General features: G+C 62.3%; 10 protein-coding genes. 5 read left to right on the top strand and 5 right to left on the bottom strand.

Annotated elements, in window-relative coordinates; genetic code table 11:
• Window positions 1-22: 22 nt before the first annotated feature.
• Together xdhC and guaD are read left to right on the top strand one after the other, a co-directional pair.
• Window positions 23-853 carry a xanthine dehydrogenase accessory protein XdhC gene (xdhC, locus tag BT179_RS02500; protein WP_072430336.1) on the top strand — a complete coding sequence of 277 codons (831 nt, stop codon included), beginning with the start codon at window positions 23-25 and terminating at the stop codon, window positions 851-853.
• An 18-nt stretch (window positions 854-871) separates the two neighbouring features.
• Window positions 872-2176 (top strand): guanine deaminase, encoded by a 1305-nt coding sequence (guaD, locus tag BT179_RS02505; protein WP_072389086.1) that lies wholly within the window; start codon window positions 872-874, stop codon window positions 2174-2176.
• Window positions 2177-2306: 130 nt separating this feature from the next.
• On the opposite strand, the gene BT179_RS02510 is transcribed toward guaD, so the two are convergent.
• The gene (locus tag BT179_RS02510; protein ID WP_003183531.1) at window positions 2307-3071 is read right to left on the bottom strand and encodes a GntR family transcriptional regulator; all 765 of its coding nucleotides are present in this window, start codon (window positions 3069-3071) and stop codon (window positions 2307-2309) included.
• A gap of 362 nt (window positions 3072-3433) precedes the next feature.
• Between BT179_RS02510 and BT179_RS02515 the strand changes: the two genes are divergently transcribed.
• The gene (locus BT179_RS02515) at window positions 3434-4624 is read left to right on the top strand and encodes a benzoate/H(+) symporter BenE family transporter (protein ID WP_072389088.1); all 1191 of its coding nucleotides are present in this window, start codon (window positions 3434-3436) and stop codon (window positions 4622-4624) included.
• A gap of 87 nt (window positions 4625-4711) precedes the next feature.
• Here the strand turns inward: BT179_RS02515 and BT179_RS02520 are convergent, their stop codons facing one another.
• The gene (locus BT179_RS02520; protein WP_072389090.1) at window positions 4712-5056 is read right to left on the bottom strand and encodes a YggL family protein; all 345 of its coding nucleotides are present in this window, start codon (window positions 5054-5056) and stop codon (window positions 4712-4714) included.
• A gap of 232 nt (window positions 5057-5288) precedes the next feature.
• Between BT179_RS02520 and dacB the strand changes: the two genes are divergently transcribed.
• A complete protein-coding gene (dacB, locus tag BT179_RS02525) occupies window positions 5289-6755 on the top strand; it encodes a D-alanyl-D-alanine carboxypeptidase/D-alanyl-D-alanine endopeptidase (RefSeq protein WP_072389093.1) in 1467 nt (488 codons plus the stop codon).
• A 64-nt stretch (window positions 6756-6819) separates the two neighbouring features.
• On the opposite strand, the gene BT179_RS02530 is transcribed toward dacB, so the two are convergent.
• Complete coding sequence (locus BT179_RS02530; protein ID WP_072389095.1) at window positions 6820-9204, bottom strand: sensor domain-containing diguanylate cyclase; 2385 nt, start codon at window positions 9202-9204, stop codon at window positions 6820-6822.
• Between the two features lie 143 nt (window positions 9205-9347).
• Window positions 9348-11618: a bifunctional 23S rRNA (guanine(2069)-N(7))-methyltransferase RlmK/23S rRNA (guanine(2445)-N(2))-methyltransferase RlmL gene (rlmKL, locus tag BT179_RS02535; protein ID WP_072430335.1), complete on the bottom strand. Its 2271-nt coding sequence runs from the start codon at window positions 11616-11618 to the stop codon at window positions 9348-9350.
• Between the two features lie 560 nt (window positions 11619-12178).
• On the opposite strand from rlmKL, the gene rmf reads away from it, so the two are divergent.
• Window positions 12179-12394: a ribosome modulation factor gene (rmf, locus tag BT179_RS02540; RefSeq protein ID WP_003223300.1), complete on the top strand. Its 216-nt coding sequence runs from the start codon at window positions 12179-12181 to the stop codon at window positions 12392-12394.
• 228 nt (window positions 12395-12622) lie between these two features.
• On the opposite strand, the gene BT179_RS02545 is transcribed toward rmf, so the two are convergent.
• Window positions 12623-13642, bottom strand: a complete 1020-nt coding sequence (locus BT179_RS02545) for a quinone-dependent dihydroorotate dehydrogenase (protein WP_072389099.1) — start codon at window positions 13640-13642, stop codon at window positions 12623-12625.
• Window positions 13643-13878 lie beyond the last annotated feature (236 nt).

The following is a 13878-nucleotide window of genomic DNA, read 5'->3' on the forward strand; positions in this document are numbered from 1 at the left end:
CAAAAGAGATGTCGAGGTGAATATGTACAACTGGATCAGCGCCCTCGCCGACCTGCAGACCCGCGGTGAACCCTGCGTGCTGGTGACGATCATCGAAGAACTGGGTTCCACACCGCGCAATGCCGGCTCGAAGATGGTCATCAGCGCCAGCCAGACCTTCGACACCATCGGTGGCGGGCACCTGGAATACAAGGCCATGGAGATCGCCCGGCAAATGCTCGCCAGCGGCCAGCAGGACACCCATCTGGAGCGTTTCAGCCTCGGCGCCAGCCTGGGCCAGTGCTGCGGTGGCGTCACGGTGCTGCTGTTCGAACCCATGGGCCAGGTGCAGGCACAGATCGCAGTGTTCGGCGCCGGTCATGTCGGTCGCGCGCTGGTGCCGCTGCTGGCGAGCCTGCCTTGCAAGGTGCGCTGGATCGACTCGCGGGAGACGGAATTTCCTGAACAACTGCCCCACGGCGTGCGCAGGATCGTCAGCGAAGATCCGTTGGATGAAGTCGACGCACTGCCGCCCGGCAGCTACTGCATCGTCATGACCCATAACCATCAGCTGGACCTGGAGCTGAGCGCCGCGATCCTCAAGCGCAATGACTTCGCCTATTTCGGCCTGATCGGTTCGAAGACCAAACGGGTCAGGTTCGAACACCGCCTGCGCGACCGCGGCTTCGACAGCGGCGCCTTGCAGCGCATGCGCTGCCCGATGGGCATTGGCGAAGTCAAAGGCAAGCTGCCTGTGGAAATCGCCATCTCCATCGCCGGCGAAATCATCGCCACCTATAACGCGAATTTCGGCCAGCAGACCCGCCGCGCCGAGCCCATTGCCAAACTGCTGCCGGCCTCGCGTCGCAGCTGACCATTTCCGAGAGTTCCCATGCCCCTGACTCGCAAAGCCTACCGTGCCGCCCTGCTCCACAGTCTCGCCGATCCTGCCGAAGCCGGGATCGAAGCGTCCTACGAATACTTCGAAGACGGCCTGCTGGTGGTGGAGAATGGCCAGATCAGCGCCATCGGCCCCGCCTGCGACCTGCTGCCCACACTGGCCGCCGACATCGAGATCGTCCATCACCAGGATGCGCTGATCACTCCTGGCTTCATCGATACCCATATCCATCTGCCCCAGACCGGCATGGTGGGCGCCTATGGCGAACAGTTGCTGGACTGGCTGGACACCTACACCTTTCCCTGCGAGAGCCAGTTCGCCGACAAGGCCCACGCCGACGCGGTGGCGGATATTTTCGTCAAGGAACTGCTGCGCAACGGCACCACCACGGCGCTGGTGTTCGGCAGCGTGCACCCGCAATCGGTGAACGCGTTCTTCGAAGTGGCCCAGAAACTCGACCTGCGGATGATCGCCGGCAAAGTGATGATGGACCGCAATGCCCCGGACTACCTGGTCGATACGGCCGAATCCAGCTACACCCAGAGCAAGGCGCTGATCGAGCGCTGGCATGGCAAGGGTCGCCTGCACTACGCCGTGACACCGCGCTTCGCCCCCACCAGCACACCGGAACAACTGGCCCTGGCCGGTCAATTGCTGAGGGAATATCCCGATCTCTACATGCAGACCCACATCAGTGAAAACCTGCAGGAAGTGCAGTGGGTCAAGTCCCTGTTTCCCGAGCGCAAGGGCTATCTGGACGTCTACGACCACTACCAGTTGCTCGGCCAGCGCTCGGTACTGGCCCATGGCGTGCACCTGTGCGACGACGAATGCGCGCGCCTGGCCGAGACCGGTTCGGCCATAGCCTTCTGCCCGACTTCGAACCTGTTCCTCGGCAGCGGACTGTTCAACCTGCCCATGGCCGAGAAGCATAAGGTGAATGTGGGGCTGGGCACGGACGTCGGTGGCGGTACCAGCTTTTCGCTGCTGCAGACCCTGAACGAAGCCTACAAGGTGATGCAGTTGCAGGGCGCCAGGCTGAGCCCGTTCAAGTCACTCTACCTGGCCACCCTGGGCGGCGCCCGGGCCTTGCGCCTGGAGGATCGGATCGGGACCTTGCAACCGGGTACGGATGCGGACTTCCTGGTGCTGGACTACAACGCCACGCCGCTGCTGAGCTATCGCCTCAAGCAGGCCAAGGACATTGCCGAGCGGTTGTTCGTATTGATGACGCTGGGGGATGACCGGACGGTGGCGCAGACCTATGCGGCCGGTAAATTGGTGCATCAGCGCTAGAATCTCGGCGCCTGTCGGAACGCTATCGCGAGCAGGCCCGCTCCCGCAGGGATTATGTGAACAACACAAATCCACTGTGGAAGCGAGCCTGCTGGCGATGAAGGCGACTGGGAATAACTGGCTCACCCCATCAGAGCTTGGCCGTCGACCGCCCAGGCTTCTTGCTCTGCAGCAGATGCGAGAACACCGCATGCAAATCATCCGACGCGCTTTCTTCGTCGAGGTTGAGCTTGCTGTCGATGTGATCCATGTGGTGCATCATCAGGTCAACCGCCAGCGTGGCGTCCCGGGCCTCGATGGCGTCGATCAGCTGGGTGTGTTCGTCATAGGAACAGTGGGAACGGTTGCCGCTTTCGTATTGGGCGATGATCAGGGACGTCTGGGACACCAGGCTGCGCTGGAAGCTGATCAATGGCGCGTTCTTCGCCGCTTCGGCCAGCTTGAGGTGGAACTCGCCCGACAGGCGAATGCCGGCGCCACGGTCGCCACGGGAAAAACTGTCGCGCTCGTCGCTGACCATCTGCCGCAGTTCGGCCAGTTGCTCGGCGGTGGCGTGCTGCACCGCCAACTCGGTGATGGCCCGTTCCACGAGGCGCCGGGCCATGAACACCTGGCGAGCCTCCTCGACACTCGGGCTGGCCACCACGGCGCCCCGATTGGGTCGCAGCAGCACCACCCCTTCATGGGCCAGGCGAGACAGCGCGCGCCGGATGATCGTGCGGCTGACTCCGAAAATTTCCCCCAGTGCCTCTTCGCTCAACTTGGTACCGGGCGCCAGGCGTTGTTCGAGGATGGCCTCGAAGATATGTGCATAGACAATATCGTCCTGGGTTCCGCTGCGGCCGGCTTTACCTGCTCGCGGTTGTTTCTTGAGGGGTTGCAACTGTTCGTTCATGGGCACTCGGGTCGGGAGAACTGCGGCGAATTGACCGTGACTGTAATACGGCACAGCGGGTCGCTGGCAAGTATCGTGTAAAAAACAGCTCGATTGTACACAACCTCTGATGGCAACACGACTGTACGGCTGTTTGCAGGCATGGCTGTATTGCAATCGACAACTGCGTTGAGTTTAGGCTTAAACCACAAAATCTGAGGCGAGGGGATTGATCCCCGCCGGGTCGCAAAGCGGGCGGTCTCAGCCATACCAGCCTTGTTGCAACGAGACTTTCCAGGACCGCCATGCAGTTCATCGGGGATCAATCCTCTCGCCACACAGTCAGGCTCTAGCTGTTCTACCAATCAGGATCATCCCGCACCATGACCGAAGTCACGACTACGCCACTTCGCCCCTTGGCCGACACCTCCCTCTCGGCCATCGTCGCCGGGTTCATTGCCATGATGACCGGCTACACCAGTTCCCTGGTGCTGATGTTCCAGGCCGGGCAGGCGGCCGGGCTGACCAGCGGGCAGATTTCCTCGTGGATCTGGGCGATTTCCATTGGCATGGCGGTGTGCTCCATCGGGCTGTCGTTGCGCTATCGCACACCGATCACCATCGCCTGGTCGACACCCGGCGCGGCGCTGTTGATCACCAGCCTGGGCGGTGTGAGTTACGGCGAGGCCATCGGCGCCTATATCACCTGTGCAGTGCTGGTGACGATCTGCGGCCTGACCGGCAGCTTCGAACGCCTGGTCAAGCGCATTCCGGCCTCGCTGGCGGCGGCGCTGCTGGCGGGCATCCTGTTCAAGATCGGCAGCGAGATTTTCGTCGCCGCCCAGCATCGCACCGGCCTGGTGCTGGGGATGTTCTTCACCTACCTGGTGGTCAAGCGCGTGTCGCCTCGCTACGCCGTGCTGGCAGCGCTGTTGATCGGTACCGCGCTGGCGAGCGTGATGGACCTGCTGGACTTCAGCGGTTTCGCCCTGGAAGTCGCGACTCCGGTCTGGACCACGCCGCACTTTTCCCTGGCAGCCACCATCAGCATCGGCATTCCGCTGTTCGTGGTGGCGATGACTTCGCAGAACATGCCGGGCATCGCCGTGCTGCGAGCCGACGGCTACAACGTGCCGGCCTCGCCGCTGATCACCAGCACGGGCATCGCCTCCCTGCTGCTGGCGCCCTTCGGCTCCCATGGCATCAACCTGGCGGCCATCAGCGCTGCCATCTGCACCGGGCCCCACGCCCATGAGGATCGCAACAAACGCTACACGGCGGCCGTCTGGTGCGGGGTTTTCTACGCAATCGCCGGCGTGTTCGGCGCAACGCTAGCGGCGTTGTTCGCGGCACTGCCCAAGGAACTGGTGCTGTCCATCGCGGCGCTGGCGCTGTTCGGCTCGATCATCAATGGCTTGAGCATCGCCATGAGCGAAGCCAGGGAACGGGAAGCGGCGCTGATCACCTTCATGGTCACGGCGTCGGGGCTGACGCTGTTCTCCATTGGTTCGGCATTCTGGGGGATCGTGGCGGGGGTGTCGACGTTGCTCATCCTGAACTGGAGCAAGGATTGATCGCCCCCACGCTCAGCGTGGGAACGATCGCTCCAACCGACAGGCGCAAAAAAACCGGCACCCATGAGGGTTGCCGGTTTCGGAACATCAAGCGACCGGGTTGATCTGCTTTTCCGGGTACCACACGTCGATCAGCGGGCTGACTTCAACGCTGGTCAGCTCAGGACGGGCCTTGAGCCAGGCTTCTACAGCCGCGCGCTGCTCTTCGCTGACCGAACCGCGCTTCTGCAGGCAGACCAGACCGTAGTCGTCGCCGCCCACATAACCCAGGCCATTGGCTTCCATGGCTTCTTTCAGGAACGCGTCGAGGAAAGCGTCAATAGCCTCATCGGCCAGATCTTCTTTGAAATCCAGGTTCAATTCGAAACCCAGCTCTTGAAATTCATCCACGCAAAGCTTTTTGCGCAGACGCCGGGAACGGTTAGTCGCCATTGAAACAATCCTCATAAGTAATAACGGCCGGCACTTTACCAGTTTGGAGCACCGTTTGCCCGACTGATCGGCGCAACCGCCTACCGTCGGTAAAAAAATAGCGCCTGGAAGGACTCGGGCACGGCAAAGCCGCTACGCCTTGGGGCATAATGCCGACACATTCATTACCGTTGAGGACGTTCAATTTTCATGTCCTCGTTTTTTCCCCCTCGCCCGCAGGGTTTTATTTCAAATGATCAAGTCTTTGCGTCCACTGCTTCTGGCCAGCCTTCTTCTTCCCCTGGCCCTTCCTGCCTACACCAGCGCCGCCACCATCAATACCGCCCTGTCGCCCAACGTGCAAAAGGCCCTCAAGGCCAGCAAGCTGCAGGACAACGCCCTGTCCCTGGTACTGGTGCCGCTCAACGGCCCTGGCACGCCGACCCTTTATAACGCCGACGTTTCGGTCAATCCTGCCTCCACCATGAAGCTGGTGACCACCTACGCGGCGCTGGAAATGCTCGGCCCCAACCACCAGTGGAAAACCGAGTTCTACACCGACGGCACCCTCAACGGCGGCATCCTCAACGGCAACCTGTACCTCAAGGGCGGCGGTGACCCCAAGCTGAACATGGAAAAGCTCTGGTTGCTGATGCGCGACCTGCGGGCCAACGGTGTGCAGCAGGTCACGGGTGACCTGGTGCTGGACCGCGGCTTCTTCATCCAGCCGCAACTGCCCGAGTTCAACGACGACGGCAACGACGAGAACAAGCCTTTCCTGGTCAAGCCCGACTCCTTGCTGGTCAACCTCAAGGCCCTGCGCTTCGTGGCACGCAATGACGGCGGGCGGGTGCTGGTGTCGGTGGAACCGCCCATCGCCAGCATCCGTATCGATAACCAGGTCAAGGCCGTCAACGGCAAGCAGTGCGCCGGCAACGTGCGCTACAACCCGGTGCCGCAAGCGGACGGCAGCGTGAACGTGACCGTCAGCGGCCAACTCGGTGACGGTTGCAGCTCCCAGACCTATCTGTCGCTGCTGGATCACGCCACCTACACCGCCGGCGCGGTGCGGGCGATCTGGAAAGAACTGGGTGGCAGCATCCAGGGCCAGGATCGCCTGGCCTCGACGCCAAACAATGCCAAGGTACTGGCCCGGGCGTTCTCGCCGGACCTGGCGGAAATCATCCGCGACATCAACAAATACAGTAACAACACCATGGCCCAGCAACTGTTCCTGAGCCTGGGCGCGCAGTTTCGCAACGAAGCCGACGGTGACGACGCCAAGGCCGCGCAACGCGTGGTGCGCCAATGGCTGGCCAAGAAAGGCATCACCGCGCCGCACCTGGTGATGGAAAACGGTTCCGGGCTGTCTCGCGCCGAACGGGTGAGCGCCCGGGAAATGGCAGCGATGCTGCAAGCGGCGTGGCGCAGCCCGTATTCGGCGGAGTTCATCAGCTCGATGCCCATCGTCGGCACCGACGGGACCATGCGCAAGCGCCTCAAGACCACCGCCATGGCCGGTGAGGCCCATGTCAAGACAGGCACCCTGAACACCGTTCGAGCCATCGCCGGCTACAGCCGGGACGTCAACGGCAATACCTGGGCGGTAGTAGCGATCCTCAACGATCCGAAGCCGTGGGGTGCGTCCTCGGTGCTGGACCAGGTGCTGCTGGACCTGTACCGCCAGCCGAAACTGCCGCAGACGGCTTCGGTGCTGTAACCCATCGACCCACAGTGGGAGCGGGCCAGCTCGCCCCCACTGGATCGGCGGCTTCCGACAGTCGCTACTCCAGTTGTGCCTCGACCCGGTCCCGCCCGGCCTGCTTGGCCGCATAGACCCCTGAGTCGGCCCGCAACAGCAACGCATCCGCCCCTTCTCCGGCACGCCAACTGGCAATGCCGAAGCTGGCGGTAATCACACCGACATCCTCGATGGGCGCATTTCGCAGCCCTTCCCACAACCCGATGGCCAGCGCATGGGCGCTTTCACCGTCGGTATCCGGACACAGCACCACGAACTCTTCCCCACCCAGGCGACAGAAGACGTCGGTACGCCGCAGGCGCTGGGTAATGCGAAGGCAGACCGCCTGCAACACCCGATCGCCTACGGCATGGCCGTGCTGGTCGTTGATGCGTTTGAAGTGGTCGATGTCCAGCATGATGACCGAGAGGTCGCCGGAGCCGCGTTCGACCCGCGTCATTTCCGAAGTCAGGCGCTCTTGGAAATAACGCCGGTTGCGGATACCGGTCAGGGCATCGGTCACTGACAGGGCCCGCAGTTCCTCCTCCACGCGCTTGAGATCGGAAATATCCGAGATATAGCCATGCCAGAGCACGCCACCGCCCGGCAACTGTTCGGGCGTCGCCTCGCCACGCACCCAACGCAGCCCCCGCTGCGGCAGTTGCACCCGATACTCTTCGCGCCAGGGGCTCAAGGTATCGGCCGAGGTGCGGATCGAAGCCCGGACCCGGGCACTGTCCAACGGATGAATGCGTGAAAATACCGCCTCCGCGTTCTGGACCAGCACATCGGGCGCCAGCTCATAAATGTCGCGGATCCCGTCGCTGGCATAAATCACGCTGAAGCTGCCGTTGAAGTCCATCTTGAACTGGTAGATACCGCCGGGGACGTGGGCGCTGAGCTTTTTGAGCAGCATATCCCTGGCCGCCAGTGCCTCATGGACACGCTTGCGCTCGGTGATATCGATACAGATCGCCAGGTGGCCGACCCACAACCCCTGGTCGTCAAGCATCGGCGTGGCCAGCATGTTCACTGTCAGGTGGCTGCCGTCGCGGCGCACCAGGGTCCACTCCCGGGCCTGCTGTCCGCCACGCTCGCCGCTCTCCAGCAGCATCGCATGGCAGGTGGGTATCGGCTTGCCATAGCGCGAGGCGAGTTGGGCCGCCCGCGCCTGGAGCTCACGCGGAACGTGCAGGCTCTCGAGGGTCATGCTCTGCAGGACCTCGCTGCTCTGGTAGCCCAGCATGTGCTCGGCCCCGGCGTTGAACGTGGTGATGACACCTCGCAGGTCCGTGGCGATGATCGCCACCTGGGTCGCGGCATCCAGCACACCGCGCAGCTGGCTGTGGGTCCCGCGCAGTTCCTGCTCTCGGGCACGCAGTTCCCGGGTACGTTGTTCCACCAGCGTCAGCGCCCGCTGCCGCTGGCTCACCAATACATAGAGCAGGGCGCTGAGCAGGAAACTGAGCAGGCCGCCCAACACCACCAGGCTCGATACCGAGGAATGGTTGGCTGACAGGAAGATCCGGCTGGGCCGCAGTTCTACCCGATAGTCTCGATCCCCAAGGCGCAACAGGCGAACCGCCGATAAATCGCTGTCACCGGGCGGCTCCGGGGAATCGAACAGCACTTCTTCCCGGACATCGCCGGACAGGTCCAGGACGCGCATGGAGAGGTTTTCATGGTTGGACGCCGGCAAGCCGTCACCCACCAGGCGGCGCATGCTGATGGCAGCCACCACGTAACCGAACGGCTCCCTGGATGCTGCCCTGGTCACCGGGGCAACCAGCAAGACGCCACGGGCGAAGGCCGGATCGCCTCCCAGCAGATCCAGGGGCTGCGAGACCGCCAGGGCATCGCGCTGGCGCGCCTGTTCAAGGACCGCCCGACGCGATGGGTCAGACAATAGATCCAGGCCCAATGGCGAGACGAAGGACGGTTGGCTCTGGATGTACAGGACAGGCACGTACTCGCCCCGTTCGGCAGCGGGTCGCAAGCCGCCGCTACCATCCGCCTCACGAATGGAAAACGCATCCAGCCCCTCCTCCCGCGCCTGAAGCTCGAACGCCTGCCGCTCGGCCCCGGTCACCCGAGGCGCCCAGCCGAAAGCCTGGGTACGGCGCAACAGCGCCTCGGCGTAGCCGTGGAATTCGTCGCTGGAGACGCCCGATGAATTGGCAAAGAAGCGTCTGAGGCTATCGAGACGCTGCTCCTGGTCCTGGAAGCGTTCCTCGATGCGGCTGAACCGTTCCTCGGCCTGCAGCTCGAAGCGTTGGCGCAGTTGCTGGTTGAACAGATTGGTCATCGCCCAGGTCAGCAAACCGGTCATGCAAGTGCCCGCCACGAAGACCAGTGAAGCCACCAGCCAGGCCGAGACATCTTCGCTGATAAAGCCCAGGATCCTGGGACGTACCGGATGCAATGCCATAACGCCAACTCGAAGAAAGGGGGCAGGCATCGTTACAGCCCTGGCCACAGGCTTAGTTATAGCTATTAGCCATCACTTTGACCAGCACTAAAAACGGCTGGAAGCCTTGAATTACAAGGCTTCGTGGATCCAATCCGGAAATTTCAACGTGCCATGATCTTCCAGGCGCGGTGGATTTTTCCGTTGCGGGCGAAATCCGGGTCGATGGTGCTGGCGGTGATTTCCTCCACCGCGTAGCGCTCGCCAAGATTGTCCTCGAGTTGGAACTTGCGGAAATTGTTGGAGAAGTACAGCACGCCGCCCGGTGCCAGGCGGGCCATGGCCAGATCCAGCAACTGGACATGGTCACGCTGCACGTCGAACATGCCTTCCATGCGCTTGGAGTTGGAGAAGGTTGGAGGGTCGATGAAGATCAGGTCGTATTCATCGCGGCAGTCCTGCAGCCAGGTCATGACATCGCCCTGCTCCAGCCGGTTCTTGTCGGAGAAACCGTTGAGGGACAGGTTGCGCCGCGCCCAGTCCAGGTAGGTTTTCGACAGATCGACGCTGGTGGTGCTCCGGGCACCGCCCTTGGCGGCATGGACGCTGGCGGTGGCGGTGTAGCAGAACAGGTTGAGGAAGCGTTTGCCGGCGGCTTCCTTCTGGATCCGCAGGCGCATCGGACGATGATCGAGGAACAGGCCGGTGTCCAGGTAGTCGGTGAGGTTGACCAACAGCTTCACGCCTCCCTCGTTGACCTCGGTGAACTTGCCCTGGGTACTCTGGCGTTCGTACTGCCGGGTGCCGCTCTGGCGTTCGCGGCGCTTGATCACTACATGACTCTTGTCGATGTTCAACGCCTGGGGAATGGCCGCCAGGGCATCGAACAGCCGGGCCGAAGCCTTTTCCGGGTCGATGGACTTGGGCGCGGCGTATTCCTGGACGTGCACCCAGTCGTGATACAGATCGATGGCCATGGAATATTCCGGCATGTCGGCATCGTAGACCCGGTAGCAGTCCACGCCTTCGCGCTTGGCCCATTTGCCCAACTGCTTGAGGTTCTTTTGCAGGCGGTTGGCGAACATCTGCCCGCCTTCGCTCAACCGGGCCAGTTCGACCACCGGGGCCGGGGCCGGTTTGATCGGGTTGCCGTTCTTGTTGTACTGACGCTCTTGCGGCGTAGCCGGGGCCTGATCCTGCTCGGCAAGGGCTTGCTCGCGCTCCGCCTGGCGCTGTTCCGGGGTGCGGCGCTCGCCGGTGACGAACTGGTCGGGCAGCACCTTGATCAGCAGCAATTTGCACGGCAAGGCGCCGTTCCAGAAGGAATACTGCTTGTGGCTGCGGATCCCCATGCGCTTGCCCAGGTCCGGGGCACCGGTGAACACCGCCGCCTCCCAGTTCAGGCAAGCCTGGCGCAGACGCTCGCCAAGGTTCTGGTAGAGATACAGCAAGCTGGCCTCGTCGCCCAGGCGCTCGCCATAGGGCGGGTTGCAGATCACCAGGCCTTTCTGGTTCTGGTCCGGCCGCGGCTCGAACGTGGCGACCTCGCCCTGGTAGATCTTGATCCACTCGCTCAGGCCGGCACGCTCGACGTTGTTGCGGCCCGGCTGGATCAGTCGTGGATCGGCTTCGTAGCCGCGAATCCACAACGGTGGCCTGGCCAGCCCGGCAGCGGCGCGGGCGGTGGCTTCTTCATGGAGTTTTTTCCACAACGCCGGCACATGGCCCAGCCACGCAGTGAAGCCCCACTGCTGACGGCGCAGGTTCGGCGCCATGTCGGTGGCGATCATCCCGGCTTCCACCAGGAACGTGCCCACGCCGCACATGGGGTCGGCCAGCGCCCCGCCTTCGGCGGCGATACGCGGCCACCCGGCCCGGATCAGAATGGCCGCCGCGAGGTTTTCCTTGAGCGGCGCAGCGCCCTGCTGCAAGCGGTAGCCGCGCTGGTGCAGGCTGTGGCCGGACAGGTCCAGGGAGAGGATCGCTTCACCGCGATCCAGGCGCAGGTGGATGCGCAGGTCCGGATTGAGCTTGTCGATGGATGGCCGCTCCCCCGCAGACGTGCGCAGCTTGTCGACGATGGCATCCTTGACCTTCAGCGCGCCGAAGTGGGTGTTATCGATGCCCGAACCATGACCGCTGAACTCCACCGCCAGGGTGCCATCGGCTAGCATGTGATCCTGCCAGTCTACATCCAGCACGCCGTGGTACAGGTCGTCGGCGCTCTTCATGGCAAAGCGCTTGAGCACCAGCAACACGCGGTTGGCCAGGCGCGACCACAGGCACAGGCGATAGGCGGTTTCCATGTTGGCCATGCCGCGCACGGCCGAGGTGTGCTCGCGCGCCTCTTCAAGGCCAAGCCCGACGGCTTCCTCGAGCAGCAGGCCTTCTAGGCCCTTGGGGCAGGTGAGGAAGAGTTCGAAACGATCGGACATTGGAATTCCAGAGCCTTTGGCTAAGTGGACAGGCAACGCATTGCCTGTCGGGTTCAATCAGGTGCTTTTCACCTGGGCCTGCACAGTGGCTTTTCGTACAGGTCCAGAGCACCCGGTGGCACGAGAATGTGCCGTTCCACCCTCGCCGCTCGGGTTAAAAAAGCTTAGATGCGGGGGCAGATAAAAAATTCTGTGGAACAAATCGGGGAAAACGCGTCCCTTTCGTCGAATAGTACCCGACGGCCGTACGAGGACATTCTCATTCGCAACAGGATAGCCCCTTCCACGCAGGGCCGATCATACAGGGGTCTTGCTCAAAAGCGGTCAACGAACATCATGTTACTTATCTCCCTAACATCTTTATTGGTACGTGCTTATGACAAAACGATCATTCCATCCATGTGACGCTTTGGTTAGAACTCAACACAGGTTGACGTCGCAACGGCGCCAACACCTTGGCTCGTCACGCCGGCAACGAGCCACCAACGGCAGAATGATTCTGCCCCGGCCTCGATAGAGGTCGACGCTAAGCAACAGTCAACAAGTGAGGGCAACACCCTATGAGAAGACTTAAGCGTGATCCGTTGGAAAGAGCATTTTTACGCGGTTACCAATATGGCGTTGGTGGTAAATCCCGTGAGCTTTGCCCCTTTACTCTACCGTCGGTACGTCAAGCCTGGATCAATGGCTGGCGAGAAGGACGTGGCGACAACTGGGACGGTATGACCGGCACTGCGGGTATCCACAGACTCAACGAACTTCACGCCGTCGGCTGACACAGGGCTTAACACTCAAGAACTCGACAATCTGATACTCACAACGATTTAACCACGCGCGTCCCATCCGGACGGCGGGCTACGGCCCAGGGGCTCCTTCGAGGAGCCCTTTTTAATGCCCGGCTTCCTGTGGCAAACGCCCTTGTGGCGAGGGGATCTATCTCCTCGCCACGGATAGATCGACTCACCACAATAAATCCCTTCGCCGCAGTGGGTTTCAGAGATCAATCAACGCAACGCCGCGATGGCATCCACCGATTCACGAATCAGCGCCGGGCCTTTGTAGATAAAGCCCGAATAGATCTGCACCAGGCTCGCCCCCGCGGTGATTTTTTCGGCGGCGTGGCGGCCTTCCGTGATCCCGCCCGCGGCGATGATCGGCAGCCGTCCGGCCAGTTCGGCGGCCAGTACCTTCACCGTATGGGTGCTCTTGTCGCGCACTGGCGCGCCGGACAGCCCGCCCGCCTCGTCACCGTGCTCCAGCCCCTGGACACCTTCACGCCCCAGCGTCGTGTTGGTGGCGATCACGGCGTCCATTCCGGTCTCCATCAGGGCCTGGGCCACTTGTACGGTCTCCTCGTCGCTCATGTCCGGGGCAATCTTGATCGCCAGGGGAACATGCCGGCCATGAATCGTCGCCAGCTCAGCGCGACGCCGGGCCAGGTCGGCCAACAGCTGCTTGAGCGAGTCACCGAATTGCAGGCTGCGCAGGCCCGGGGTGTTGGGCGAGCTGACGTTGACGGTGACATAGCTGGCGTGGGCGTAGACCTTGTCCAGGCAGATCAGGTAATCGTCGACGGCACGTTCCACCGGGGTGTCGAAGTTCTTGCCGATATTGATGCCCAGCACGCCCTTGTACTTGGCCGCCGCCACGCGGGCCAGCAGATGATCGACGCCGAGGTTGTTGAAACCCATGCGGTTGATGATCGCCTCGGCCTGGGGCAGGCGGAAGAGCCGGGGCTTGGGGTTGCCTGGTTGCGGCCGTGGCGTGACAGTGCCGATTTCCACGAAACCGAATCCCAGTTGCGCGAATCCGTCGATGGCCGCGCCATTCTTGTCCAGCCCTGCCGCCAGGCCGACGGGGTTGGGGAACTGCAGCCCCATCACGGTCACCGGCAACTTCGCCGGCGCCTTGCACAACAGGCCATTGAGGCCCAGGCGCCCGCCCGCGCCGATCAGATCCAGGGACAGGTCGTGGGAGGTTTCCGGGGAAAGTTTGAACAGCAGTTCACGGGCCAGGGTGTACATGGGCGGCTTTGACTCGGGCGACAAAATGAGGCGGCGATTATAGCCGCGCAGCGCCGGTTCAGCGAGGCGCCTGCATAAAACAGCACCGATGGCATATGCCTTGCACCCTTTTCGGTCATCGGCGCTCATACCAACGGCGGAATGAGTGCCACACTGTTTAAAGAGGACAATGGCGTCGTCATCCGGCACTGCTCTGGCAGCAGCCCGGGTACGGCGCTTTTTCATGTGGAAGGTGA

The organism is Pseudomonas sp. NFACC43, from assembly GCF_900119645.1.
Classification (GTDB): domain Bacteria; phylum Pseudomonadota; class Gammaproteobacteria; order Pseudomonadales; family Pseudomonadaceae; genus Aquipseudomonas.

Coding starts and splice junctions, on each gene's coding strand:
- BT179_RS02515 (WP_072389088.1), top strand. CDS start 3,434: ATGACCGAAGTCACGACTACGCCACTTCGCCCCTTGGCCGACACCTCC.
- rlmKL (WP_072430335.1), bottom strand. CDS start 11,618: ATGTCCGATCGTTTCGAACTCTTCCTCACCTGCCCCAAGGGCCTAGAA.
- BT179_RS02520 (WP_072389090.1), bottom strand. CDS start 5,056: ATGGCGACTAACCGTTCCCGGCGTCTGCGCAAAAAGCTTTGCGTGGAT.
- BT179_RS02510 (WP_003183531.1), bottom strand. CDS start 3,071: ATGAACGAACAGTTGCAACCCCTCAAGAAACAACCGCGAGCAGGTAAA.
- BT179_RS02545 (WP_072389099.1), bottom strand. CDS start 13,642: ATGTACACCCTGGCCCGTGAACTGCTGTTCAAACTTTCCCCGGAAACC.
- rmf (WP_003223300.1), top strand. CDS start 12,179: ATGAGAAGACTTAAGCGTGATCCGTTGGAAAGAGCATTTTTACGCGGT.
- xdhC (WP_072430336.1), top strand. CDS start 23: ATGTACAACTGGATCAGCGCCCTCGCCGACCTGCAGACCCGCGGTGAA.
- dacB (WP_072389093.1), top strand. CDS start 5,289: ATGATCAAGTCTTTGCGTCCACTGCTTCTGGCCAGCCTTCTTCTTCCC.
- BT179_RS02530 (WP_072389095.1), bottom strand. CDS start 9,204: ATGGCATTGCATCCGGTACGTCCCAGGATCCTGGGCTTTATCAGCGAA.
- guaD (WP_072389086.1), top strand. CDS start 872: ATGCCCCTGACTCGCAAAGCCTACCGTGCCGCCCTGCTCCACAGTCTC.